This window comes from Pseudomonas gozinkensis (assembly GCF_014863585.1).
In the GTDB taxonomy this organism is placed as follows: domain Bacteria; phylum Pseudomonadota; class Gammaproteobacteria; order Pseudomonadales; family Pseudomonadaceae; genus Aquipseudomonas; species Aquipseudomonas gozinkensis.
The window spans coordinates 4,845,534-4,868,822 of record NZ_CP062253.1; the positions used below are offsets into that span (position 1 = coordinate 4,845,534).

20 protein-coding genes and 1 pseudogene are annotated in these 23,289 nt (G+C 62.0%); 7 read left to right on the forward strand and 14 right to left on the reverse strand.

What is annotated here, in order from left to right; all coding sequences use genetic code 11:
* Positions 1-91 precede the first annotated feature (91 nt).
* The 4 genes and pseudogenes from IHQ43_RS29840 to IHQ43_RS21520 form a co-directional block, all read right to left on the reverse strand.
* The gene (locus IHQ43_RS29840; RefSeq protein ID WP_425220310.1) at positions 92-973 is read right to left on the reverse strand and encodes a methyl-accepting chemotaxis protein; all 882 of its coding nucleotides are present in this window, start codon (positions 971-973) and stop codon (positions 92-94) included.
* A gap of 27 nt (positions 974-1,000) precedes the next feature.
* Positions 1,001-2,056: pseudogene (locus tag IHQ43_RS29845) on the reverse strand (methyl-accepting chemotaxis protein); the annotation flags it as partial.
* 108 nt (positions 2,057-2,164) lie between these two features.
* Positions 2,165-3,565 carry an aminotransferase-like domain-containing protein gene (locus IHQ43_RS21515; RefSeq protein ID WP_192562034.1) on the reverse strand — a complete coding sequence of 467 codons (1,401 nt, stop codon included), beginning with the start codon at positions 3,563-3,565 and terminating at the stop codon, positions 2,165-2,167.
* A gap of 194 nt (positions 3,566-3,759) precedes the next feature.
* Positions 3,760-4,521 (reverse strand): SDR family oxidoreductase, encoded by a 762-nt coding sequence (locus IHQ43_RS21520; protein WP_192562035.1) that lies wholly within the window; start codon positions 4,519-4,521, stop codon positions 3,760-3,762.
* Positions 4,522-4,748: 227 nt separating this feature from the next.
* Between IHQ43_RS21520 and IHQ43_RS21525 the strand changes: the two genes are divergently transcribed.
* Complete coding sequence (locus IHQ43_RS21525; protein ID WP_192562036.1) at positions 4,749-5,753, forward strand: NADP-dependent oxidoreductase; 1,005 nt, start codon at positions 4,749-4,751, stop codon at positions 5,751-5,753.
* Positions 5,754-5,805: 52 nt separating this feature from the next.
* On the opposite strand, the gene pyrF is transcribed toward IHQ43_RS21525, so the two are convergent.
* Entirely contained in the window at positions 5,806-6,504 is a 699-nt protein-coding gene (gene pyrF / locus IHQ43_RS21530; RefSeq protein ID WP_007960372.1) for an orotidine-5'-phosphate decarboxylase, read from the reverse strand.
* Positions 6,505-6,799: 295 nt separating this feature from the next.
* Between pyrF and IHQ43_RS21535 the strand changes: the two genes are divergently transcribed.
* The 3 genes from IHQ43_RS21535 to xopAW all read left to right on the forward strand — a co-directional run bounded on the left by IHQ43_RS21535 (position 6,800) and on the right by xopAW (position 9,563).
* Positions 6,800-7,549: a response regulator gene (locus tag IHQ43_RS21535; protein WP_085607468.1), complete on the forward strand. Its 750-nt coding sequence runs from the start codon at positions 6,800-6,802 to the stop codon at positions 7,547-7,549.
* Positions 7,549-8,598 carry a sensor histidine kinase gene (locus IHQ43_RS21540; protein WP_192562037.1) on the forward strand — a complete coding sequence of 350 codons (1,050 nt, stop codon included), beginning with the start codon at positions 7,549-7,551 and terminating at the stop codon, positions 8,596-8,598. Before IHQ43_RS21535 ends, IHQ43_RS21540 begins: the two co-directional genes overlap by 1 nt.
* A gap of 110 nt (positions 8,599-8,708) precedes the next feature.
* On the forward strand, positions 8,709-9,563 hold the full coding sequence (xopAW, locus tag IHQ43_RS21545) for a XopAW family type III secretion system calcium-binding effector (protein ID WP_192562038.1): 855 nt from the start codon (positions 8,709-8,711) through the stop codon (positions 9,561-9,563).
* Between the two features lie 603 nt (positions 9,564-10,166).
* Here the strand turns inward: xopAW and IHQ43_RS21550 are convergent.
* The 9 genes from IHQ43_RS21550 to IHQ43_RS21590 form a co-directional block, all read right to left on the reverse strand.
* The gene (locus tag IHQ43_RS21550; RefSeq protein WP_192562039.1) at positions 10,167-11,207 is read right to left on the reverse strand and encodes an AI-2E family transporter; all 1,041 of its coding nucleotides are present in this window, start codon (positions 11,205-11,207) and stop codon (positions 10,167-10,169) included.
* 70 nt (positions 11,208-11,277) lie between these two features.
* The gene (locus IHQ43_RS21555) at positions 11,278-12,084 is read right to left on the reverse strand and encodes a DUF4892 domain-containing protein (RefSeq protein ID WP_192562040.1); all 807 of its coding nucleotides are present in this window, start codon (positions 12,082-12,084) and stop codon (positions 11,278-11,280) included.
* Positions 12,085-12,211: 127 nt separating this feature from the next.
* On the reverse strand, positions 12,212-13,066 hold the full coding sequence (locus IHQ43_RS21560; RefSeq protein WP_085607373.1) for an alpha/beta hydrolase: 855 nt from the start codon (positions 13,064-13,066) through the stop codon (positions 12,212-12,214).
* Entirely contained in the window at positions 13,063-13,869 is an 807-nt protein-coding gene (locus tag IHQ43_RS21565; protein ID WP_192562041.1) for an alpha/beta fold hydrolase, read from the reverse strand. The genes IHQ43_RS21560 and IHQ43_RS21565 overlap by 4 nt, the downstream gene beginning before the upstream one ends.
* A 118-nt stretch (positions 13,870-13,987) precedes the next feature.
* A complete protein-coding gene (locus IHQ43_RS21570; protein ID WP_007957810.1) occupies positions 13,988-14,431 on the reverse strand; it encodes a hotdog fold thioesterase in 444 nt (147 codons plus the stop codon).
* Positions 14,432-14,462: 31 nt separating this feature from the next.
* Positions 14,463-16,118, reverse strand: a complete 1,656-nt coding sequence (locus tag IHQ43_RS21575; RefSeq protein WP_192562042.1) for an AMP-binding protein — start codon at positions 16,116-16,118, stop codon at positions 14,463-14,465.
* Positions 16,119-16,199: 81 nt separating this feature from the next.
* A complete protein-coding gene (gene sixA, locus IHQ43_RS21580; protein ID WP_007957806.1) occupies positions 16,200-16,652 on the reverse strand; it encodes a phosphohistidine phosphatase SixA in 453 nt (150 codons plus the stop codon).
* A complete protein-coding gene (locus tag IHQ43_RS21585) occupies positions 16,649-16,996 on the reverse strand; it encodes a DUF4389 domain-containing protein (RefSeq protein ID WP_192562043.1) in 348 nt (115 codons plus the stop codon). The genes sixA and IHQ43_RS21585 overlap by 4 nt, the downstream gene beginning before the upstream one ends.
* A gap of 18 nt (positions 16,997-17,014) precedes the next feature.
* A complete protein-coding gene (locus IHQ43_RS21590) occupies positions 17,015-18,040 on the reverse strand; it encodes an NAD(P)H-dependent glycerol-3-phosphate dehydrogenase (RefSeq protein WP_192562044.1) in 1,026 nt (341 codons plus the stop codon).
* A 256-nt stretch (positions 18,041-18,296) separates the two neighbouring features.
* On the opposite strand from IHQ43_RS21590, the gene IHQ43_RS21595 reads away from it, so the two are divergent.
* From IHQ43_RS21595 to IHQ43_RS21605, 3 genes are read left to right on the forward strand one after another with little or no spacing between them, the layout of a single operon-like run.
* Positions 18,297-20,360: a TonB-dependent receptor plug domain-containing protein gene (locus tag IHQ43_RS21595; protein ID WP_425220311.1), complete on the forward strand. Its 2,064-nt coding sequence runs from the start codon at positions 18,297-18,299 to the stop codon at positions 20,358-20,360.
* Complete coding sequence (locus IHQ43_RS21600; protein WP_192562046.1) at positions 20,361-21,293, forward strand: ABC transporter substrate-binding protein; 933 nt, start codon at positions 20,361-20,363, stop codon at positions 21,291-21,293.
* Entirely contained in the window at positions 21,290-23,191 is a 1,902-nt protein-coding gene (locus IHQ43_RS21605; RefSeq protein WP_192562047.1) for an ATP-binding protein, read from the forward strand. The genes IHQ43_RS21600 and IHQ43_RS21605 overlap by 4 nt, the downstream gene beginning before the upstream one ends.
* The last annotated feature ends 98 nt before the right edge of the window (positions 23,192-23,289 follow it).

The window sequence follows — 23,289 nt, forward strand, 5'->3', positions numbered from 1 at the left end:
CGTAAGGGCGAAACCGCCAGCCGCAACACCCGAAGAAACGGATATTCACCCAAACCAACCAAGAACCTGGTCGGCCCAAAGGCCGCCAAGGTCAAAGCCGAAAGTGCCCCACCATCCCCCGCAACTCACCCCCCAACTGCGCCAGCTCAACACTCGAAGCCGCATTCCCCCGCATGGCAATCGAAGACTGATCCGCACTCGCCCGAATACTCGTCACACTGCGATTGATCTCCTCCGCCACCGAACTCTGCTCCTCGGCCGCCGCCGCAATCTGCTGGTTCATCTGCTGAATCAACGAAACCGCCGCCGCAATACTCCCTAGTGCGCTTTCGGTCTGCAACGCATCACTCACCGCCAGCTTCACCAGTTCGCCACTGCTCTGAATCTGCTGCACCGACGAATCCGCCGCCGAACGCAAGGCACTGACCAGCCGCTCGATCTCCTCGGTCGACTGCTGGGTGCGCCGGGCCAGCGCCCGCACCTCATCGGCGACCACCGCAAAGCCCCTGCCCTGCTCGCCTGCCCGCGCCGCTTCGATCGCCGCGTTGAGCGCCAGCAGGTTGGTCTGCTCGGCGACACTCTTGATCACCCCCAGCACCGTGCCGATGTTCTGGATTTCCGCACTGAGGCTTTCGATGCTCGAACTGGCCGACGTCGCCGAATCCGCCAGTTGCTCGATCCGCGCCATGCTCTGACGCACCACCTGCTGGCCGCTTTCGACCTTGCCATCGGCGGTCTGCGCCGCGAGCGCCGCTTCTTCGGCATTACGCGCCACATCGTGCACGGTGGCGGTCATCTGGTTCATCGCCGTGGCGACCTGTTCGGTTTCCTCTTTCTGGCTGCTGACCTCAAGGTTGGTCTGTTCGGTCACCGCCGACAGTGATTGCGCCGAACTGGCCAATTGTTCGATCCCCGCCTGCAACCCGCTGACAATCGTGCTCAAACCCGCGCCCATCTGCTGCATGGCCAACATCAACTGACCAATTTCGTCCCGCCGGGAGACCTCGATCGTTGCGCTCAGATCACCGGCAGCAATCTGTTGTGCCACATGAATCACGCTGCGCAACGGTGCAACGATCAACCGGGTAATCACCCACGCCGCAATCAGCCCGACCAGCAACGCCAGCGCCGACGAGCCAATGATCAGCACCGAATTCTTTTTCAGTTCGCCCTGCATCGCGCCGTCTTGTGCGACATACGCCTGATCGACCCGCGCCACGACTTCGTCGGCCCGCTGGTGCAACTGTTGATAGACGGTCTTTTCCTGAGCCAGCAACCCGGTGTACTCGGCAAGCTTGTCGCTGAAACCGGCAATGTGCCCGGACACTTCATTGAGCACCGTCAGGTAACCCTCATCCTTGACCGTGGATTTGAGCTGTTCGGCTTGAGCCTGAGCCTGGGCAGCCTGCTCGATGTTGCCCTGACCGGCGCTGTCATCCCCCTTGCGACTTTGATCCAGGCGCACCCGCGCCTCGTTCATCGCCTGCAACATCAAGCGTGAAACCTGGCTGACCTGGCCGGCCTGCTCGATGAATTGCGCCCCGTCCTTGCCCTCGCTGTCTTTCAGGGTGTAGGCGCCGTCGTCGGCCAGACCAGCCTGCAGCACATCGAGATTGTTGGCGACGCTGGACACCGACCAACTGGCCATTTCCAGCGCCAGGTCCTTGGCCTGGGACAACGAGACGAATTCATCGAACGCCTTGCGGTAAGCGCCCAATGACTGTTGTACGTCGTTCATGACCGACTCATTGCCCGGCGACAAAATCTTGAGTTGGTCGGCCATGGCGATCAGACCGTCGACGCCCTCGTGCAAGGCATCCGCGGTTTTCGGGTTGCCGTGCAAGGCGTAGTCCTGCTCCAGCAGCCGCACCTTGAGCAGGCCACTGTTGAGCGATGACATCTGCTTGAGGCCGTCGAAGCGCTGACTGATGGTTTGCAGGGACCAGACGCCAATGGCCGCCACCAGCGCGGTCAGCAGCAACACCAGCACAAACCCGATACCCAGTTTCTTTGCCATACCGAGGTTGGCAAAACGTCCTTGCACGGCCGAAATCATTGCGCGTAGTCCCCTGCCATAGTCTGTTGTCGAAGATTCGCAACGGCCTTGAAGCAGCACAAGTCTCTGGCGTCGGAATAATGGCAAAAAGCTACGCACGCGTCGTTTTCAGAACGTTCGAGGTCGATCCATGGCTGTATCGCGAAAAAACTGCCGTGCCCGTGGATCACAGGCATAAGCCACGTTGATCCGCTGCCAGTCGCTGGCTTCGCCACTGGGACTGAACGACGTTGCGCAGGACAATTGCACACCGCATCGCAGAGCATGCCTGCGCAGGCGCGCCTCATCGGCCACTGGCGAACGTGCCCAGATGAACAGGCCGCCCATGGGCTTGCCGAACACTTCCCAGTCGGCATCTTCCAGGGCCTGCAAGGCAGCCGCACGATCGGCATTGAGGCGTTGGCGCTGGCGCTGCACCAGTTTGCGATAGGCGCCAGTGGCCAGGAGCCCGGCCAGCACCGCTTCACTAAACCTCGAGGTGCCCATGCAACTGATCATCTTGACCCGCGCCATCCGCTCGATCAGCTCGCTTCCCGCCAGCACGAAACCCACCCGCAGCGAGCTGCTCAGAGTCTTGGAAAAACTGCCGACGTAAATTACCCGTCCTTCGTCATCCAGCGCAGCCAGTCGAGTGCCGCTGCCGTTGTGCAGGTCAGCGTAGACATCATCTTCTATCAACTGCAGGTCGTAGATCCTGCTCAACTGCAGGATGCGTCGGGCAACGGCCGGCAGCAGGCAACTGCCCGTGGGATTGTGGTGGTGACTGTTGATGAACAACGCGGTGGGCCGAAACTGCTGCAGCAATGCCTCGAGCGCCTCGACATCCGGCCCGCCCGACGTCCGGCGAATTTCCAGCATACGCACGCCGTGCAAGCGCAGAAGATCGAACAGCGGCGCATAACCGGGGGTCTCGACCACGACGCAATCACCGGCCTTGAACAAGGTACGCACGATCAGGTCCAGTCCGTGGCTGGCGCCGGCGGTGGTCATCACCTGCTCCTCAGATGCCTTGATATTCAGCAATCCCAGGCGCTTGACGATCTGCTCGCGCAACGCCGGCAGGCCCAGAGGGGTACTGTAGTTGAACAGGCTGGCCATGTCGGCGCGTGTCACCTCGCGGATCGCATAACCAAGGTCATCGGGTTCGCGCCAACTCTCCGGCAGGACGCCACTTCCCAGTTTCAAACCGCCGCGCCACCGGGAGGAGTGATCGCCCTCACTGCGTTCTGCCTCGCACCCGGAGCCATCGATCGTCTTGCAGCAACCGGGCAACGAAGCGGCCACAATGAAACCCGAGCCCTGGCGCGAGGCAAGAACGCCTTGCGCCACCAGCCGTTCGCAGGCCTCCATGACGCAGGACTGACTGAGCAGATTGCACCGTGCGATCTGTCGCACGGAAGGCAGGCGCGTCGTCGGCGGCACCTGTCCTTGCATGATCCACTCGGTCAACCCGTCCACAATCTGCTGTACGACCGGCACCATTGCCTGTCGGTCAATTCTCAATTCCATGAGCACGCAAACTCCTGTCCGTTTTGCTGGCGGCAGTAAATCACAGCCACGCCCTTGAGGCTGTGCGACAAAGCCGCCAAAAACCTCCGTTCTCAACATTTGAAACACATTGTTTAGCGGATTCACGGAACCGCTCCCGAGACGAAAAAAAACCCGCCGGTGGCAGGTCCTTTTCTGTATCGGTCGACGCCACCTTAGAAGGCGGTCACGCCACCATCCACAGCCAGCGAATGGCCGGTGGTAAACGCCGCACCATCGCTGCACAGGTACAGCACGGCGCTGGCAATTTCCTCGACCTTGCCGATGCGACCGACCGGGTGCATGGCGTTGGCGAATTCGCCTTTCTTCGGGTCTGCCTCATAAGCGCGACGGAACATGTCGGTGTCGATCACCGCCGGGCATACGGCGTTGACGCGGATTTTCTTTTTGGCATATTCGATGGCGGCCGATTTGGTCAGGCCGATCACCGCATGCTTGGAAGCCGCGTAGATGCTCATCTTCGGCGCAGCGCCCAATCCAGCCACCGACGCGGTGTTGACGATCGCCCCGCCGCCCTGGGCCAGCAGCAACGGCAACTGGTACTTCATGCACAGCCAGACGCCCTTGACGTTGACACCCATGATCGCGTCGAACTCGTCCATCGAGCCATCGGCCAGTTTGCCTTTCTCGATTTCGATCCCGGCGTTGTTGAAGGCATAGTCGAGACGGCCGTAGGTATTCATCACCTCGTCCATCAGATTTTTCACTTCGCTTTCGACGGTCACGTTGCAGCGCACGAAGGTCGCTTCGCCACCGGCTGTACGAATCAGCGCCACGGTACCCTCGCCCCCGGCCGCATCCAGATCGGCCACCACCACTTTCAGACCTTCGGCGGCGAATGCCTGGGCCGTCGCGCGGCCGATGCCGTTGGCCGCGCCGGTGACGACGGCTACCTGACCGGAAAACGTCATGCTCATTGTTATGTCCTCGAATGCGGGGGATTGATGAAGGCAGCATAGCCACAGGGGCCTGAGTGACGTCAGCACTATCAAAAGGCCGGTTAGGCTTTCATGAATCGCAGTGATGAAACCCCGGCGGGGACTATCACCGTACTGGATCAACCTGCATTCGCCCCGTGAGCCCACCTTGCGACATCGCGCCTGAAGGTCTATCAACAAGGCTTCATTCAATTCGAGTGCCTGTCATGACCAACCAGACCAATCGCCAGTTCCTGCTCGCCAAACGCCCGGTGGGCGCCGCCACCCGCGAGACCTTCACCTATCAGGAAGTACCGGTCGGCGAGCCGGCGGCGGGGCAGATTCTGGTCAAGAACGAATACCTGTCCCTCGACCCGGCCATGCGCGGCTGGATGAACGAAGGCAAATCCTACATCCCGCCGGTGGGCCTCGGTGAAGTCATGCGCGCGCTGGGCGTAGGCAAAGTCGTCGCGTCAAACAATCCGGGGTTTGCCGTCGGCGACTACGTCAACGGCGCCATCGGCGTGCAGGATTATTTCCTTGGCGAGCCAAGAGGTTTCTACAAGGTCGATCCGAAACTGGCACCACTGCCGGTTTACCTGTCCGCATTGGGCATGACCGGCATGACCGCCTACTTCGCCCTGCTTGATGTCGGCGCACCGAAGGCCGGGGACACCGTGGTGTTGTCCGGCGCAGCAGGCGCGGTGGGCAGCATCGCCGGGCAAATCGCCAAAATCAAAGGTTGCCGTGTGGTCGGCATTGCCGGTGGCGAGGATAAGTGCAAGTTCCTGATCGATGAACTGGGCTTCGACGGCGCCATCGACTACAAGAGCGAGGACGTGCTGGCCGGTCTCAAGCGCGAATGCCCGAAAGGCGTGGACGTGTATTTCGACAACGTCGGCGGCGACATCCTCGACGCCGTACTCAGCCGTATCAACCTGAAAGCACGCGTGGTGATCTGCGGCGCCATCAGCCAGTACAACAACAAGGAAGCGGTCAAAGGCCCGGCCAACTACCTGTCGCTGCTGGTCAACCGCGCGCGGATGGAAGGCTTCGTGGTAATGGATTACGCCGCGCAGTACGCCAGTGCCGCCCAGGAAATGGCCGGCTGGATGGCCAAGGGTCAGCTCAAGAGCAAGGAAGACATCGTCGAAGGCCTGGAAACGTTCCCGGAAACCCTGGGCAAACTGTTCAGCGGCGAGAACTTCGGCAAGTTGGTGTTGAAGGTCTGAAAACTAAGAAGGGAGCCATCGGGCTCCCTTCTTTGATGCTTCAGCTGTTCGCTCAGGCCAGTTCGGCAACCACCGAGGCCAGGGCCTTGGCCGGATCCGCCGCCTGGCTGATCGGGCGGCCGATCACCAGATAGTCGGAACCGGCATCCAGCGCCTGACGCGGGGTCAGGATGCGACGCTGGTCATCCTGGGCGCTGCCGGCCGGACGAATTCCCGGGGTCACCAGTTGCAGCGACGGGTGCGCGGTTTTCAGCGCGGTGGCTTCCAGCGCCGAGCACACCAGACCGTCCATCCCGGCCTTCTCGGCCAGTGCCGCCAGACGCAGCACTTGTTCCTGCGGCTCGATGTCCAGACCAATACCCGCCAGATCCTCGCGCTCCATGCTGGTCAGCACGGTCACGCCGATCAGCAACGGCTGCGGGCCGCTGCGCTTGTCCAGCTCTTCGCGGCAGGCCGCCATCATGCGCAGGCCGCCGGAGCAGTGAACGTTGACCATCCATACGCCCATCTCGGCAGCAGCCTTGACCGCCATCGCCGTGGTGTTGGGAATGTCGTGGAATTTCAAGTCCAGGAATACTTCAAAACCCTTGTCACGCAGGGTGCCAACGATTTCCGCGGCGCAACTGGTGAACAGTTCCTTGCCCACTTTGACCCGGCACAGTTTCGGGTCCAACTGGTCGGCCAGCTTCAGTGCGGCGTCACGGGTAGGGAAATCCAGGGCGACGATGATAGGAGTCTGGCAGGCGGACATGGATGGGCTCTCAGGCAAGTCGAAATCGGCGCGCATTGTAGCGGAACCGGCGACGGCGCGGCACCCGATGATCGGTAAATCGTCGCGCCAACCGTGATCAGCATAGCCTTGCAGGGTATTGTGTCGAACCGGATACACAACCGACACGCCGGCAACATGCGCCCGCGCTAGCCTCGCCAGCCGCAACAAGTCCTTACAGCAGCCCTTCCCGCCTCACGGCCGGACGCCTATGCTGAAACCACAACCTCGCAGCCTATCTTTGTGGTTGGCGGCCTACTGGCAGATAAACAGCCTCATGCACAACTCCCAAGCCTCCGTGAACGACGAGCAGAAAGACGACAAGCGCTGGAGCATCCGGGCTCTGATCGTCGACGATGACGTGCCGATCCGCGAACTGATGATCGACTACCTGGCCCGCTTCAACATTCACGCCAGCGGCGTCACCGACGGTGCGGCGATGCGCCAGGCGATGCAGGCCGAACATTTCGACGTGGTGGTACTCGACCTGATGCTGCCCGGCGAAGACGGTTTGTCGCTGTGCCGCTGGCTGCGCGCTGAATCGGACATCCCGATCCTGATGCTCACCGCCCGCTGCGAACCCACCGACCGGATCATCGGCCTGGAACTGGGCGCCGATGACTATATGGCCAAACCGTTCGAGCCTCGGGAGCTGGTGGCGCGCATCCAGACGATTCTGCGTCGGGTGCGCGACGACCGCACCGAACAGCGTGCGAACATTCGCTTCGACAACTGGCGCCTGAACAGTGTTCTGCGCCAGTTGATCGCCGACGATGGCCTGGTGGTGCCGCTGTCCAACGCCGAATTCCGCCTGCTCTGGGTATTCATCGAACGCCCGCGCCGGGTGCTCAGCCGCGAACAGTTGCTGGACGCCGCCCGTGGCCGCTCGATCGAAGCCTTCGACCGCAGCATCGACCTGCTGGTCTCGCGCCTGCGGCAAAAACTCGGCGACGACCCGAAAGCCCCGCAACTGATCAAGACCGTACGCGGTGAAGGCTACCTGTTCGACGCGCGAGACATCGGCTGATGCGGGCGCGCTTCGACACGCTGTTCGGCCGCCTGTTCGGCGTGCTGTTGGTGGCGATCGTCCTGGCGCACTTGCTGGCCTTCGCCTGGTTCCGCCTCTACGGCCCACCTCCACCACCTCCGCCGCCGGAGTTCTCGGAAAACATCGACGGCAGACAGCCGCCACAAGATCCGCGCTACCAGCCACGTCCGCCGCGACCCTGGTTCGGCGGACCGATCGTGCCTCTGACCTTCCAGTTCATCTCGCTGATCATCGCCGCCTGGTACGGCGCCAAGCTGCTGACCCGGCCGATCCAGCGCCTGAGCGATGCGGCCGAGCGCCTGAGCGAAGACCTCGACAGCCCGCCGCTGGACGAAAACGGCCCCCGGGAAGCGCGACAGGCCGCCTACACGTTCAACCTGATGCAGCAGCGCATCCGCGAACAGGTGCAGCAACGGGCGCGGATGCTCGGCGCCGTTTCCCACGACCTGCGCACCCCGCTGTCGCGGCTGAAACTGCGTCTGGAAAACATCAACGACGAGAAGCTGCAGGGCCAGATGCGCCAGGATCTGGACGATATGATCGGCATGCTCGACGCCACCCTGACCTACCTGCACGAACAGCGCACCAGCGAGGCCTTGCAGTTGATGGACGTGCAGGCGCTGGTCGAATCGCTGTGCGAAAACGCCCAGGATCAAGGCGCCGACGTTCAGGTCAGCGGCCACTGCGCGCCGTTGCAGGTACAACCCATGGCACTGCGCTCGTGCATCAACAACCTGATGGACAACGCCCTGCGCTACGCCGGCCAAGTGCACATCGAACTGCAAGACCAGCGCGAACAACTGCTGATCCGCGTCATCGACCACGGCCCGGGCATCGCGGCGGACAAGCGAGAAGCCGTATTCGAACCGTTCTTTCGCCTTGAAGGCTCACGCAACCGCAACTCCGGCGGCGTCGGCCTGGGCATGACCATCGCCCGGGAAGCTGCACAGCGCCAGGGCGGCCAACTGACCCTGGCAGAAACACCCGGCGGCGGCCTGACCGCCGTGATCCAGCTGCCTCGCCGCTGAGCCCGACTGTGTACCGGTCGGTACAAACCTCACATACCCACGACACCTTGCGCCTTGAGGCTGCATAAGCCGGTACACCCACCGGTTTTCCAGTCCAAGGAGTGAGCCCGATGATCGGTAGCGTCAGCAACTACACGAGCTATACCAGCACCAGCAGCACCTCCACCCAGAACGCCCGCAGCCAGCAACTGCAAAAGGAACTGTTCGCCAAGCTCGACAGCAACGGCGACGGCGCGGTGGATCAGGACGAACTGGGCAGCGCCCTGTCGCAAAAGTCCAACGACGGCCTGCTGGTCAGCCTGAGCAAACAATTCGGCGATCTGGACAGCGACGCCAGCGGCAGCCTCAGCGCCGAAGAAATGACCGCCATGGCCCCACCCCCACCGCCCCCAGGCGACCAGGCCCCCAACACCGAACTGGCCGACGCCCTGATCAGCGCCCTGGACGCCGACGGCGACGGCGCCATCAGCAGCGACGAACTGAGCAATGGCCTGACCAGCGCCGGCAGCACCGCCGACAGCAGTAAAATCTTTTCGGCCCTGGACAAGAACGAAGACGGCGTCGTCAGCCAGGACGAACTCGCCGCCAGCCTCACCCCACCGCCGCCGCCCCCTCAAGCCTCCAGCGACGAACTGTTCAGCCAGCTCGATGCGGACGGCGACGGCACTGTTACCGCCACTGAATTGAACAGCGCGCTGCAGACCAGCGGCAGCACCTCCTCGAACAACACCGACACCGCCGCCGCCCTGCTCAAGGTGCTAGACAGCGACAGCAGCGGAGGTGTCAGCAGCGACGAACTGAAAGCTGCACTGCATGCAGGTCGCGAACGCCCGGACGATGAACAAACTGCCAGCAATACTCAAACCACCACCGAAGCGCTGAACCGCATGATTGCCAATCTGAGCAAGCAGTACTCGCTAGAAAGCACTGCGTCGGTGGGCAAATATTTGAATGTGGCGACTTGAGATTGGATGAGGATTTGAGGGACGACTGAGGTGGCTGGGTGAGTGGTTTGCTTTGACTTAGCGGTGTGTCATCAAAGCGCCCTCACCCTAGCCCTCTCCCAGAGGGAGAGGGAACCGACCGAGGAGTTTGAATGAGGTACGCCGACGTGAGATACCGAGGTGAACTCGGGTTTCAAAGCACATACAACCCCACTCCTGCTTTGGCTTTGGCTTTGGCTTTCGCTTTGGCTTTGGCCTCCCACCACTCAACACAATGAGCGTTAGCTCGAGTACCGCTTTTGACGTACCGGCCCCGTTGGGAGGCTGAGTGGAGGGATTTATCCGGGGGTGGGAGCGAAGCGACCGTGCGGCGCAGCCGCATGCATCGAGAGGAGGTGCAGCGAAGCAAACCGTAGGCGATGCCCCCGGATGAATCCCGGAGCGAAGGAACGCCGAGCCACAGCGAGGCGCCGAACGCAGGGGCCCAGACCTTTGGTTCCTTTGGGGCGTTTGCCAAAGGGACTCGCCGTAAGGGCGAAACCATAAGCCGCCGTTACCGAAGAAACGGATATGTACACAGTCAACCCAAAACCTGGTCGGCCCAGAGGCCGCCAAGGCAAAGCCTCAAACCCGAGCCTGACTCTTGCTCCAGTCCGTCAACAAACTATAAGCAACAGCCAAAAGCGTAGGCCCGATAAACAACCCGATAAACCCAAACGCAATCAACCCGCCAAACACCCCAAGCAACACAATCACCAACGGCAGATTCCCGCCACGGCTGATCAGATACGGCTTGAGCACGTTATCCACGCCACTGATGATGAACGTCCCCCAGATCCCGAGAAACACCGCCATCCCATACTCGCCCTTCCAGGCCAGCCACGCCGTAGCCGGAATCCACACCAGCGGCGGCCCCATCGGAATCAGGCTGAGCAGGAACGTCACGATCCCCAGCACCAGCGCCCCCGGCACCCCGGCAATCAGGAACCCGATCAGCGCCAGCACCGCTTGCGCCGCTGCCGTACCGATCACCCCGTTGACCACCCGCTGCACAGTACCGGCCACCAGATCGATGTAGTACCCGGCCCGATCGCCGATCAAACGCTCCAGCAAACTGTGTACGAACGCCGCCAGTCGCGGCCCGTCGCGGTAGAAAAAGAACACGAAGACAATGCTCAGGGTCAGCTCGAGAATCCCGCTGCCGATCTGTGCACTGCGTGCAAGCAACCAGTTGCCGACCTGTCCCAGATAAGGTTTGACCGTCACCATCAGGGCCGCGCCCTGCTGATCGATGCTGTTCCAGATCCCCACCAGCCGTTCGCCAACCAACGGTACACCGCCCAGCCAGGTCGGAGCCTCGGGCAGTCCGTCGACCTGCACATCCTTGATGAACGCTGTGGCATCGCGCACATGATCGGCCAGGTTGAAACCCAGCCACACCAGCGGCCCTGCCACCAGCAACATCCAGCCCATGGTCAGCAGCAGCGCTGCAAGGGATTCCCGCCCATTGAGCCAGCGGGTCAGCAAACGCATCAGCGGCCAACTGGCGAACGCCAGCACCGCGCCCCAGAACAGCGCCGACCAGAACGGCGCCATCACCCAGAAACTGGCACCAAACAGCACCAGCAACAGGATCTGCACCAGCAGACGATCATTATTGGGCATGTGAAATCTCGAAAAAAATCAGTCAGGCAAAGAGTAGGCGAACACGCCGAGCGTGTCCGCCTAAGACACCTTATCGCAACAGAACGATGCGCAGACCTTCGCCATCGACGCTACCGGTTTCCATTCGCGCAGCACGCACGCCCTGCCCGATCAGTGCCTGCCGCCAAGCCTCGGCCTTGGGCCCGGACACCGTCACCCGCAACGTGGTGTCGAGGTTCAGGCCACGGGACAGCAAGCGCAGCCAGGTGTCATCCGGATCGCCAGCGAGCTTTGGAAAATCCAGCTCGCCAGTGCTTTTCAGTTCCCGCAGCAGCGTGGCCGAGGTCGGCAGCAGCTCACCGAGCGGTGCCTGCGCCTCGAACTGTTCGACGTGCAGATAGGCTTTGCGATTACCGCGGGTGATGCTGTACAGCGCCACCAGCGTGTTGTCGCGCGGGGCCGCGAGCCTCAGCAGCAGATAGGCCTGCTGCTCGTCGGCACCGTACAGCTTGGCGTTGCCGAACACCTCGTTGGCCCACAGGCTGCTCTCGCCGCAATCCCGGGCCTGGCACCAGAACAACAACTGGGCGTCCTGCTTTTGCAGGGCTTCGCGAGCAAGGGTGAAAGCTTCTGTAGCGGAATGTTCCGGCGGCAATTCGTAGGTCACCGAGGTGGTTTGCCCCCGGGCGCTGACCTGGCCGTCGAAACGCAACTGGCCGCTGATCTTGCGGATCGAGCCGAGCGGGTAGATCCGCTCCAGCTCCACGGCGGGGCGATAGTCGACGATCTGCGCATCGGCCAGACGCGGCACGATCGGCAGATCCTGACTGCCCGGCAGGTTGGCAGCGAATAGAAAGGGACTGAAACAGCACAGCGCCAGCAGACTGATAGATCGCATGGACAGGCTCATCGCAGGGGCATGGCCTGGGTGCCTTGAGGGCAGTTCGAAGTCGCAGCGGTGTAGAAATCCATCTTGGTTGTCTCCCATTTCAACCTGCCCAGCCTCGACAGTTGCCGGGAGCAAGTCAAGGAATGGCGAAGAACCGATTGAAACAGTCTGCTACAAGGTCGGCCCCGGCCTCATCGTTCAGGTGCAGATGGTGCCCGCCCGGCAGCTGTTCCCGGTCGAAGGGTAGACGTTCCAGCAGCTCGGGATGTTTGGCCAGCATGCCATCGGCGGCGACCACCAGTTGCGCGGGGCAGGCAATACGCTGCACGAACGCCATCGCCTGTTCCTGGGTCAGACGCAGCGGCGACGGCAAGGTCAGGCGGTTGTCGGTACGCCAGGTGTAACCACCGGGCACCGGCATCAACCCACGCTGTGCCAGCAGTTCCGCAGCTTCACGACTGACCGCCACCAGCCCTTTCATCCGCGCCTCGATCGCCCGGTCGAGGGTGTTGTAGACCGGTTTGCGCTTTTCCCGAAGATCGAGCTGCGCCTGTAAGGCCATGCCCATACGCTCGGCGGCATTTTCGCCTTTATCGGTAGGAGGAATTACCCCGTCGATCAACGCCAGATGGGTGATGCGTTCGGGCAACGATCCCGCGAGCACCAGCGAAACAATGGCGCCCATGGAATGCCCGAGCAGGCCGAAACGTTTCCAGCCCAGTTGCTCGGCGACCTGCAGCACGTCATGGGCGTAATCCCACAGTGCGTAACCGGCGCCGTTCGGACGGTGCCCGGAATGCCCGTGACCGGCCATGTCCAGCGCCACGATGCGCAAGCCTTTGAGCTTCGGCGCCAGACGCGCGAAGCTGTTGGCGTTGTCCAGCCAGCCGTGCAGGGCGATCACCGGCAACCCGTCTTCCGGGCCGAACAGGTGCGCCGCCAGTTCGATATGCGGCAGGCTCAGGCGCACTTCTTCGACGCCGGGGTTCATGCGCAATCCTTGTCTTGCCGGTGCTGCCAGCGATTGAACAGGTTTTTCAGCAGCAGCGCAGTGTCCTGCGGGCGCTCAAGCGGAAACATGTGCCCGCCAGGCACGGTCAGCGACTCGCCCTGAGGCAGGCGCCCGACAAAACGGGTGTGATGGTTCATCACCACGCGGCTTTTGTGCCCGCGCACCACCGCCAGCGGCACTTTCAATTGCCGGGTATGCGCAGGACTGGTGTGCGGCACGCCGCGATAGATGCTGATCTCGGTCGCCGGATCGAAGCGCAGGCGCAACTTGCCGCCGACCTTGTGCAGACCGTGTTGCAGGTAGGCATCGAAACATTCCGGATCAAAGCTGCGGAACAGGGTTTTGCCGGCGAAATAACCACGGGCGCTGTCCAGATCGGCAAACTCTTCACGCCGCCCCAGCGTGCGGCCGGCCGGGGTCAGTTTGTCGATGAAACCAAAACGCTTGGCAGCGCGGATCACCCATTGATCGGTGCGGGTCAGCACCGGCGAGTCGAGCATCACCACCCCTCGATACAACTCAGGGCAACGCAATGCGGCGTGCAAATGCAGCATGCCGCCGAAGGAGTGGCCAACGCCCCACACCGGTTCATCTTGCTGTTGAAGATGATGGATGAGTTCATCGACCAGGTGGTACCAGTTGTCACCCGCCGGGAAACGCGGGTCATGGGCATGTTGTTCCAGATGCGCGACCCGGTACTCGGGCGCCAGCGCCGCGAACAGTTTGCCGTAGGTGCCCGAAGGGAAACCATTGGCGTGGGCGAAGAAGATCGGTTGCGACATACCGGCAAATCCATGAGCGGAAAACAGGCGTTGATTGTCCGTAAGACCGCGTCCCACAGCAATGACCGTAACTGCCAGGAATGATGACAGTCCGGTCAGGGCTATGACGCCTGCGCCATCAACGCGCCGGCGGTTGTTCTCCCAGCGGCACCACCGCCATGGTCAGGCGCGACACACAACTGGCCTTGCCTTCATCGCTGGTGAGGCGGATGTCCCAGACGTGGGTGGTGCGGCCGATGTGAATCGGTTTGGCCACCGCCGTCACCCGTCCGCTGCGCAGGCCGCGCAGATGGTTGGCGTTGATTTCCAGGCCCACGCAATAGAACTTGCTGGCGTCGATGCACAGGTAACTGGCCATCGAGCCGACAGTCTCGGCCAGCACCACCGATGCGCCGCCGTGCAACAGGCCGTAAGGCTGATGGGTGCGATGATCGATGACCATGCTGGCCGTCAGCGATTCCTCGTCAAAGGACTCGAAGCGGATGTCCAGCACTTCGCCGATGGTGTTTTTCTGGATTGCGTTCAACTGCTCGATGTTCGGAGTGGTGCGCCACAAGGTCATCGCAGGCTTCCTTTGTTGTTTTGATCGACGCTCAATCCTGCCACAGCACCGCCTCGCTGCGCTCGCTCCATTCTTCGAAACGTGCCCCGTAGGTGTCTTCGATGATGTTGCGTTTGATTTTCAGGGTCGGCGTGAGAAACCCGTTCTCCACCGCCCAGCTGTCCTTGACCACCACCAGCCGGCGCAGGCGCTCGTGCTTGTCGAGCACGGCGTTGACCTCCTCCAGCAGTTTTTCCAGGCTCGAATGCAGCGGCGCGCGGGCCTCTTCCCGGCCCATGGCCGAGAGCACACACAACCCCAGCGGCGCGCTCAGGCCATCGCCGACCACGCAGACCTGTTCGATCCGCGAGTGCACCGCCAGCCGATTTTCGATCGGCGCCGGGGCGACGTACTTGCCCTTGCTGGTCTTGAAAATTTCCTTGAGCCGCCCGGTCAGGCGCAAACGTCCTTCGGCGTCCTGCTCGCCCTTGTCGCCGGTGCGCAGGAAGCCATCTTCCGTGAGGGTTTCGGCGGTTTTCTGCGGCTCCTTGAAATAGCCGAGCATGTTCGCCTGACTGCGCACCTGCACTTCGCCGGACTCATCGATGCGCACTTCAACATCAGGACACGGCCGGCCGATCCAGCCTTCCTTGTATTGCCCCGGCAGGCAGATGTGCGAATAACCGCAGCTTTCGGTCATGCCGTAGACCTCCAGCACGTCGAGCCCGAGTTTCTGGTACCAGCGCAACAAGGTCAGCGGCACCGGCGCCGCACCGGACAAAGCCACGCGCAAGGCATCCAGCCCCAACCCCGCCAACACCTTGTGGCCGATCCGTTTGCCGATAAAGGGCAGGCCGAGCAGGAAATCCAGGCGTTTCGCCGGGATCTTGCTGTAGACGCCCATCTGGAACTTGGTCCAGATCCTTGGCACACCGAACATCGCCGTGGGCCGCGCCCGCTTGAGATCGGTGAGGAAGGTATCGAGGCTCTCGGCGAAAAACACCGTCTGCCCGGTATAGATCGACGCCAGTTCGACGAACATCCGCTCAGCGACATGACACAGCGGCAGATACGAAAGCAGCCGGTCGTTCTCATTGAGACCAAACAGCTGCGTACCGCGCGTTGTAGCGAACCCGAGATTGGCGAAACTGTGCATCACGCCCTTGGGCAGGCCGGTGGTGCCGGAGGTATAGATGATGGTCGCCAGTTGCTCGGCGGCGGGACGCGGATCGTCCTGGATCGGCGAGCTGCGCTGCACGTCATCCCAGTTGAAATCGAACGTGCCCGGTGGATGCAGCGGCAGGCTGACGGTGGTCAGGCCCTCCGGCACGCCTGGCGACATACCCGGCCAGTCATCGAGCTTGCCGATGAACGCCAGTACGCTCTCCGAGTGGGTCAGCACCTGATTCACCGATTCGGCGGTGAGGTTCGGATAGAGCGGCACCGAGACATGCCCGGCCATCCAGATCGCCAGATCGGCGATGATCCAGTGCGCGCAGTTTTTCGAGATCAGGGCGATGTGGCTGCCTTGCGGCAATTCCCGGGAGCGCAACCAGTGCGCAGCGCAGCGGGCCTGATGGCCGACGTCGGCCCAGGTCAGGGTTTCGACCTGCCCGCCACCGATCGGCTGCACCAGAAAACGCTGACGCGGGTGCCGGGCCTCGCGTTCGTAAAACACGTCCAGCGGCAAACGGAAGGCGGAAGACATTCGACTCGCTCCTGTTTTTTGGTCTGGAGCAAGCGTAGTCAACCAAGCAAGTGCTTGGTTGACTATTTCGTACAAAAAATTTCAGGGATGTTTAAGACTGTTGAGCGTCATCGAGCCTATCAGCAACTCGCTGTGTTCGAGCTCGGCCAGCCCGGCGGTGCTGACCTTTTCCGGCGGATAACCCGCACCGTGTTGCAGGTAGCTGAGCAGATTGCCCACCAGCGGGTTATGGCTGACCAACAGCACGTTGCTCACCGACACCAGTTGCTCGGCGACACGATCCGGATCGACTTCCGGGGTCAGCCACTCGACTGTACGAATCTCCGGCTCGAAGCCGAGGGCTTCGCGCACCAGTTGCGCCGTCTGTTGCGCCCGCAGGTAAGGGCTGGCGTAGATCGCCGTCAGCGGCTGACCCATCAAGCGGGCCGCGCTGCTCAACACTTCCTTGCGACCATGGGCGGTCAGTTCTCGCTCGGAGTCGGGCCGCGAGCCGTAGGGCTCGGCCTCACCGTGACGCAATACCCAGAGTTTCATAGCTTGGGTTCCTCATCCCGGGCCGGATGCGGTGCCGGCGCGACAACGTGTGGCGCTTCACCTTCCGGAGTACGCGGCGTCGGCCAGTCGGCGAACGGCCAGGGTTTCTGGTCGCTGTGGAAACTGCCGAAACGACCGATCTGCGCCAGAAACTGGCTCAGGCTGTCGCCGAAATTCATCAGGCTGGCGCTCGGGGCGCCATAGATCAAACGATAGATCAACTGCACCAGCACCACAGCGCCGATGATGAACTGCGCCACCTGCCAGACCAGGATGTAAACAACCATCCACAACACCCGCAGGAGGATGGATTCATATTTGGCTTCGGTTTTCGGATCGTTCATGCCCTGCTCCCTGCTGAATCAGTTGAAACCACTGGTGGAAATAAAGTCGACGTCGGTTTTCGGTTCGGCACGCATCAGCAGACCGATCACCTGCTCAAGCGTGCGCCCTTCGAACAGGATTGCATGCAGTCCGGCGACCAGCGGCATGTACACGCCCACGTCCTGGGCCTTGGCTTTGAGCACTTTCAGGGTGTTGACGCCTTCGGCCACTTCACCGAGGCGCGACACCGCTTCGTCGAGGCTCAAGCCCTGGCCGAGGGCGAAACCGACCTGATAGTTGCGGCTTTTCGGCGACGAGCAGGTGACGATCAGGTCGCCGACCCCGGCCAGACCGAGAAAGGTCATCGGGTTGGCGCCCTGATTCACCGCAAACCGGGTCATCTCGGCCAGGGCTCGGGTGATCAGCATGCTCTTGGTGTTCTCGCCCATCTCCAGTGCCACCGCCATGCCGGCGATGATCGCGTAGACGTTTTTCAGCGCCCCGCCCAGTTCCACGCCAAAACGGTCGGCGCTGGCGTAGACGCGGAAAGTCCGGCCATGCAATGCGGCCTGCACTGCTTTGCAGAGTTCTTCGTCTTCGCTGGCAACCACGGTCGCGGTCAGCGCGTGCTCGGCGATTTCCCGCGCCAGATTCGGCCCGGACAGCACGCCGATGCGCGCCTGCGGGGCGATCTCTTCCAGGATCTGGCTCATCAGTTTGAAGGTCTGGGCTTCGATGCCCTTGGTCAGGCTGACCAGCATCTTGCCGCTCAGGCGTTCGGCGTGCGCCGCCAGTACCGTGCGCAGCGCGCTGGACGGCAATGCCACAAAACACAAATCGCAGGCGTCGAGGGTTTCCTGCAGGTCGGTGACCGCGGTCACGCCCGGCAGAATCTTGATGCCTTTGAGGTAACGCGGGTTCTCGCGATTGACCCGGATGGCCTCGGCCTGTTCGGGGTCACGCATCCACTGCCGGACTTGATGGCCGTTCTCGGCCAACAGATTGGCCACGGCGGTACCGAAACTTCCGCCTCCCAGGACCGCAATCGGGCGCTGTTCAGTCATATGTAATCCGTTAATCCATACCAGTGGCGATGCCGGCATTATACGGAGCGTCCCCTTCTCGGACAGCCCCGGCGTCAATTACCCGCACTTGTAGGAAGAAGACCAATAAAACCGAGGAAAATGCCTGTAACGTGACTGGAAAAGTCGTCGACCTCGGTTAACATGCGCGCCAATTCTTTGCTATCAAGGCTGCGTCGTGTTTTCTGGCCCCCCTTCCCCGCGTTCGTCCCTGCTGCTGGCGCTGTTGTTCAGCCCGATGCTGCTGGCGGACGATCTGTTTGTCGACAGTGAGGCCTTGCCGCAGATCCTGACCGCCACGCGTTTGAAACAGTCGCCGGCGGAAGTCCCCGGCAGCATGACCGTACTCGACAGCGAACTGATCAGCGCCAGCGGCGCCCGGGACATCAGCGAACTGCTGCGCCTGGTGCCGGGGATGATGGTCGGCAATATCAGCGGCAATCAGGCAGTGGTGAATTATCACGGGACCAACGCCACTGAAGCCCGACGCATGCAGGTGCTGATCGACGGCCGCTCGGTGTACCGCGCCGGGCTCGCGACCGTGGACTGGAGCGATATCCCGGTGGCCATGGAAGACATCGAGCGCATCGAAGTCTTTCGCGGCCCGAACACCGTCAGCTACGGCGCCAACGCGCTGATGGCGGTGGTCAACATCATCACCCGCAACCCGGCGGACAGCCATGGCACACGGCTGAAGCTGACGCGCGGCCAGCGCGGCATCAACGACTTCTACGCCAGCCAGAGCACCGGATGGAATGGCGGCGACCTGCGTCTGTCGCTGTCCGGCCAGGAAGACGACGGCTTCGACACTGACCGTACCGGCGCCGACTACCGCGACAACCGTCGGTTGAACCGCTTCAGCCTCGCCGTCAGCCAGACCCTGAGCGACAACCAAAGCCTCGACTGGCAGGTCAACGCCAAGGACGGGACCAATCAACGGCCTTACACCTACCGACCGGTGTTCTCCGGGATTACCGCTGCCGGGAACAATTCCGACGTAGTAGCCAAGGACTACGCCGGTTCGGTGCGCTGGAACCTGGACCTCAATCCCGATCACAGCCTTTACGTACAAGGCTCGGCCCAACACTGGGATCGTCAGCAGACCTGGCGCGCGTGTGACGCCGAAGTGTCGTTCAGCCCGCAATTGACCGAGCTGTGGCAACTCAACCCGAACTACACCGAGCGCCTGGCCCGCAACATGACCCTGTTCACCGGCCCCGGTGCACCCGCCGGTACACCGCAGGAAATGACCCTGGCCAATCAGGTGCTGGACCAGTGGCGCAACGGCGCGCGCCAGACCCTGTGCGGCGACATCGACCAGAGTGCCCGGGAATCGCGTTATGACCTGGAACTGCAGGATACCCTCAGCCTGTCCGATAGCCTGCGTCTGGTCAGCGGCCTGAACTATCGTTACGACCGGGCCGATTCCGAGACTTATTTCAACGGCACGCTGGACGACACCACCTGGCGCGCCTTCGGCCAACTGGAATGGCGCGCCAGCGAACACTGGTTGTTGCAGGGCGGCGCCATGTTCGAAAACACGCAATTGATCGGCAGCTCGCTGACGCCCCGGTTTGCGGTCAACTACCTGTTCAACCCGCGCCACAGCCTGCGCGCGGTGTACTCGGAAGCCATCCGTTCGCCGGACATGTTCGAGAACAACGTCAACTGGAGTTATCAGGTGACCAACCTGCGTCCCGCCGCCTATGGCCAGTCTTCGGCCCGCTACTTCGTCAAGACACGGGGCCCCGGCGATCTTGACCAGGAGCACATGCGCTCGCGGGAACTGGGCTACAACGGCTATTTCCCGGAATGGGGCCTGGCGCTGGACGTGAAGCTGTTCTACGACGAAATCACCGGGATGATCAGCGAGCCGCTGCGCAACAATCAGTACATCGCCAGCAACGCCAACGATTCGCGCTTTCGCGGCACCGAGACGCAACTGGACTGGCGCCTGAGTGCGGCCGACCGCCTGCGCCTGACCTACGCCTTCGTCGACGCCGAGGCGAGCAATCCGCTGGATCAGCAATTCACCGCGCGCAACAGCGGCTCGGCGGGCTGGCTGCGCGATTGGGGCCACGGCTGGAACAGCGCCCTCTTCTATTACGGTGACAACGCGCTCAACGGTTACCGCTTCGAGCGGGTCGACACGCGGATCGCCAAACGCCTCGCCCTGGGCAAGGCCCAACTGCAACTGGCCGGTGTGCTGCAACAACGCCTCGACCATGAACCAACCACTTTCGTCGACAACAATTACGACGAACGCCGCGTGGTGTATTTCAGCGCCGAGCTGGAGTTCTAGATGCGTTACGCCATGTCACGGAAGATGCCAACGCTCGGCCAATGGCTGGCCGGGCTCTGTCTGTTCCTGACAGCATGGCTGCATGGCGTGGCGGTGCAGGCGGCCGATATTCTGCTGACCGGCGCCGAAGAAAGTCCCGGCGTGCAGTCCTTCGTCCAGGCCCTGAGCGAACTGCGCCCCACCGACCGCGTACATTTCCAGCCGCTGGCCAGCCTGCCGGCGCCGGGCAAGTTGCCGTCGAGCCTGCGCCTGATTCTGCTGGATCTGCCGAGTCTCGACTGGCGCATGCAGGAAAGCCAGGGGCCGGCGACTTTGGTCCTGCGCATCAGCCGCCTGCAAGCCCGCCAACGCTTCGGCGACACGCAACCGCCCCGCTTGAGCCTGCTGTGGGCCGATCCGCCGCTGAGTCGTCAGTTGCAACTGATCCGACGGGTTCTGCCCCAGGCCGGGCGAGTCGGCGTGCTGTTCGATCAGCACAGTGAGTTCCTGCTCAAGGAGCTGCAATCGGCCGCCCAGTCACTGAATTTGCAAATCGTCCCGCAACGCTGGGACAACACCCACGACAGCCGCCCCTTGCAAGCTGTGCTGAAAAACAGCGACGTGCTGCTGGGCCTCGACGACCCTGACCTCTACAACCCGAAAACCGCGAAGAACCTGTTGCTCAGCAGTTACTCTCGGCAACTTGCGCTGGTCGGGCCGAATGTCGCTTTCGTCCGCGCCGGTAGCCTGGCCAGTACCTACAGCGATCAGAACGACTGGCTGGCAGTCCTCGACGAATTGCTCGACCGACCACCGGCCACCTGGCCGCGCACGCTCTACCCCGGGCGTTTTAAAGTCTCAAGTAATGCGCAGGTGGCTCGTTCCTTAGGGATAGAACCGATGAATGAAGCGTCTGTCGCCGCAGAGCTGGCCGAAGGAGAGCGCCGCCCATGATATTCCGCCGTTGGGACATCAACACCCGCACCCAGTTGATCAGCCTGGGTCCTGCGCTGTTGTTGACCTTGCTGCTGATCAGCTTTTTCACCTTCGTGCGCATTCAGGATCTGCGTCAGGAGCTGAACCACACCGGCCAATTGATCGCCAACCAACTCGCACCGGCCACCGAATACGGAGTGATTTCCGGCAACAACGAAGTGCTGGAAAGCCTGCTCAAGGCCACGCTGGCCACGCCGAACGTGCGGTTTCTGGAAGTGCAGGACAGCGCCAACCGGATTCTGGCCTACGTCGAACAACCGGCGGATGCGCACAATCGTCCACATCAGGTCGAGGTGTTCCAGGCACCGGTGCGGCTGCAACGCATCGCCTTGCACAACGATTTCTTTCAGGACGGCAAGAGCACCCCCGGCGTGGCCAGCGAGGATTATCTGGGGCGGGTGATCGTCGGCCTGTCCAACGACGCCTTCAGTCAGCGCCAACAGGAAATTTTGCTCAAGGCCGGGATCCTGGCGTTGTTCGCCCTGCTCTTCACGTTTGTGCTGGCGCGGCGACTGGCCGGCAGCCTGTCGCAACCGATTCGCGACATCGGTGATGCGGTCAAGGCGATTCAGGACGGCGACTACAAGACCCCGCTGCCGATTGTTGATGACACCGAACTGGGCGCCCTGTCCCAGCACATCAACAACCTGGCCCAGGCGCTGGAACAGGCCAGCCGTGAACAGCATCAGGCGATGGCGCAACTGATCCAGACCCGCGAAGAGGCGGAGAAAGCCAATAATGCCAAATCGGATTTCCTGGCGATGATGAGCCATGAACTGCGCACCCCGATGAACGGCGTGCTGGGCATGCTGCAATTGCTGGAAACCACTGACATGACCGAGGAGCAGGTCGAGTACGCGGCGCTGGCTTCCGAGTCCACCGAGCATCTGCTCAAGGTGATCAACGACATTCTGGATTTCTCGCGCATCGAGCGTTCGGAGCTCGAACTGGAGCACATTCCGTTCAACCTCGCCGACCTGATCGGCGCCTGCGCGCAGTCGTTCCAGCACAGCGCCGCGCAACGCGGGCTGGCCCTGCAACTGCGGATCCCCGAAGACATGCGCGACTTGCAGGTGCAGGGCGACCCGACACGGATCCGGCAGATACTGGTCAACCTGGTCGGCAACGCCTTGAAGTTCACCGAACAGGGACGCGTCAGCATCGAGGCACAGTGGCAGTCGCTGGATCACGAATTGTTGTGGTTCACCTGCGCGGTGCGTGACAGTGGCATCGGCATTTCGTCAGAGAGCCTGGAGCTGATGTTCAACGCGTTCCAGCAGGCCGACAGCTCGATTTCCCGTCGATATGGCGGCACCGGTCTGGGCCTGCCGATTGCCCGCACCCTCGCCGAACGAATGGGCGGCACCCTGCGTGCCCAGAGCGAAGAAGGTCGCGGATCGGTATTCACTCTGGAAATACCACTGGCTTTATATAAGCAGGCACTGCCTGCGCTGGCGGCACCGCGCACGCTGATCGGCGACGGTCACGGCGAAGGACGCAATGTGCTGCTGGTCGAGGACAACCCGGTCAATCAGACGGTGATCGAAGCGATGTTGCGCAGCCTGGGCTTTACCGTCAGCGTCGCCACCGATGGCGTGCAGGCGGTGCGCAGTGCCGGCGACAGTCGTTTCGAAGCGATCCTGATGGATTGCCGCTTGCCGCTCATCGACGGTTACGAGGCGACCCGACAGATCCGCCGTCTGCCCGGCTGCGGCCATGTTCCGATCATCGCCCTGACCGCCAATGCGTTGCAGGGCGACCGCGAAAACTGCCTGTCGGCGGGCATGAACGATTACCTGGCCAAGCCATTCAAACGCAATGATCTGCAGCAGATTCTGCAGCGTTGGGTGCAGTAGTGAGGCCCTTTCGACCATCTGTGACTGGCGTGAAAAGCGAAAGTGCGGCAGTCTTAGGCACCCGAACGGGCCTCAAAAGGGGCTTGAATAAAAATTTC

Bases quoted from the DNA above. Each gene is read 5' to 3' on its own strand.
- IHQ43_RS21605 (WP_192562047.1), top strand. From the start codon at position 21,290: ATGATATTCCGCCGTTGGGACATCAACACCCGCACCCAGTTGATCAGC.
- IHQ43_RS21585 (WP_192562043.1), bottom strand. From the start codon at position 16,996: ATGAACGATCCGAAAACCGAAGCCAAATATGAATCCATCCTCCTGCGG.
- IHQ43_RS21595 (WP_425220311.1), top strand. From the start codon at position 18,297: ATGCTGCTGGCGGACGATCTGTTTGTCGACAGTGAGGCCTTGCCGCAG.
- IHQ43_RS29840 (WP_425220310.1), bottom strand. From the start codon at position 973: ATGTTGGCCATGCAGCAGATGGGCGCGGGTTTGAGCACGATTGTCAGC.
- pyrF (WP_007960372.1), bottom strand. From the start codon at position 6,504: ATGTCCGCCTGCCAGACTCCTATCATCGTCGCCCTGGATTTCCCTACC.
- IHQ43_RS21540 (WP_192562037.1), top strand. From the start codon at position 7,549: ATGCGGGCGCGCTTCGACACGCTGTTCGGCCGCCTGTTCGGCGTGCTG.
- IHQ43_RS21560 (WP_085607373.1), bottom strand. From the start codon at position 13,066: ATGAACCCCGGCGTCGAAGAAGTGCGCCTGAGCCTGCCGCATATCGAA.
- xopAW (WP_192562038.1), top strand. From the start codon at position 8,709: ATGATCGGTAGCGTCAGCAACTACACGAGCTATACCAGCACCAGCAGC.
- IHQ43_RS21550 (WP_192562039.1), bottom strand. From the start codon at position 11,207: ATGCCCAATAATGATCGTCTGCTGGTGCAGATCCTGTTGCTGGTGCTG.
- IHQ43_RS21575 (WP_192562042.1), bottom strand. From the start codon at position 16,118: ATGTCTTCCGCCTTCCGTTTGCCGCTGGACGTGTTTTACGAACGCGAG.
- IHQ43_RS21520 (WP_192562035.1), bottom strand. From the start codon at position 4,521: ATGAGCATGACGTTTTCCGGTCAGGTAGCCGTCGTCACCGGCGCGGCC.
- sixA (WP_007957806.1), bottom strand. From the start codon at position 16,652: ATGAAACTCTGGGTATTGCGTCACGGTGAGGCCGAGCCCTACGGCTCG.
- IHQ43_RS21565 (WP_192562041.1), bottom strand. From the start codon at position 13,869: ATGTCGCAACCGATCTTCTTCGCCCACGCCAATGGTTTCCCTTCGGGC.
- IHQ43_RS21515 (WP_192562034.1), bottom strand. From the start codon at position 3,565: ATGGAATTGAGAATTGACCGACAGGCAATGGTGCCGGTCGTACAGCAG.
- IHQ43_RS21590 (WP_192562044.1), bottom strand. From the start codon at position 18,040: ATGACTGAACAGCGCCCGATTGCGGTCCTGGGAGGCGGAAGTTTCGGT.
- IHQ43_RS21600 (WP_192562046.1), top strand. From the start codon at position 20,361: ATGCGTTACGCCATGTCACGGAAGATGCCAACGCTCGGCCAATGGCTG.
- IHQ43_RS21570 (WP_007957810.1), bottom strand. From the start codon at position 14,431: ATGACCTTGTGGCGCACCACTCCGAACATCGAGCAGTTGAACGCAATC.
- IHQ43_RS21535 (WP_085607468.1), top strand. From the start codon at position 6,800: ATGCACAACTCCCAAGCCTCCGTGAACGACGAGCAGAAAGACGACAAG.
- IHQ43_RS21555 (WP_192562040.1), bottom strand. From the start codon at position 12,084: ATGCGATCTATCAGTCTGCTGGCGCTGTGCTGTTTCAGTCCCTTTCTA.
- IHQ43_RS21525 (WP_192562036.1), top strand. From the start codon at position 4,749: ATGACCAACCAGACCAATCGCCAGTTCCTGCTCGCCAAACGCCCGGTG.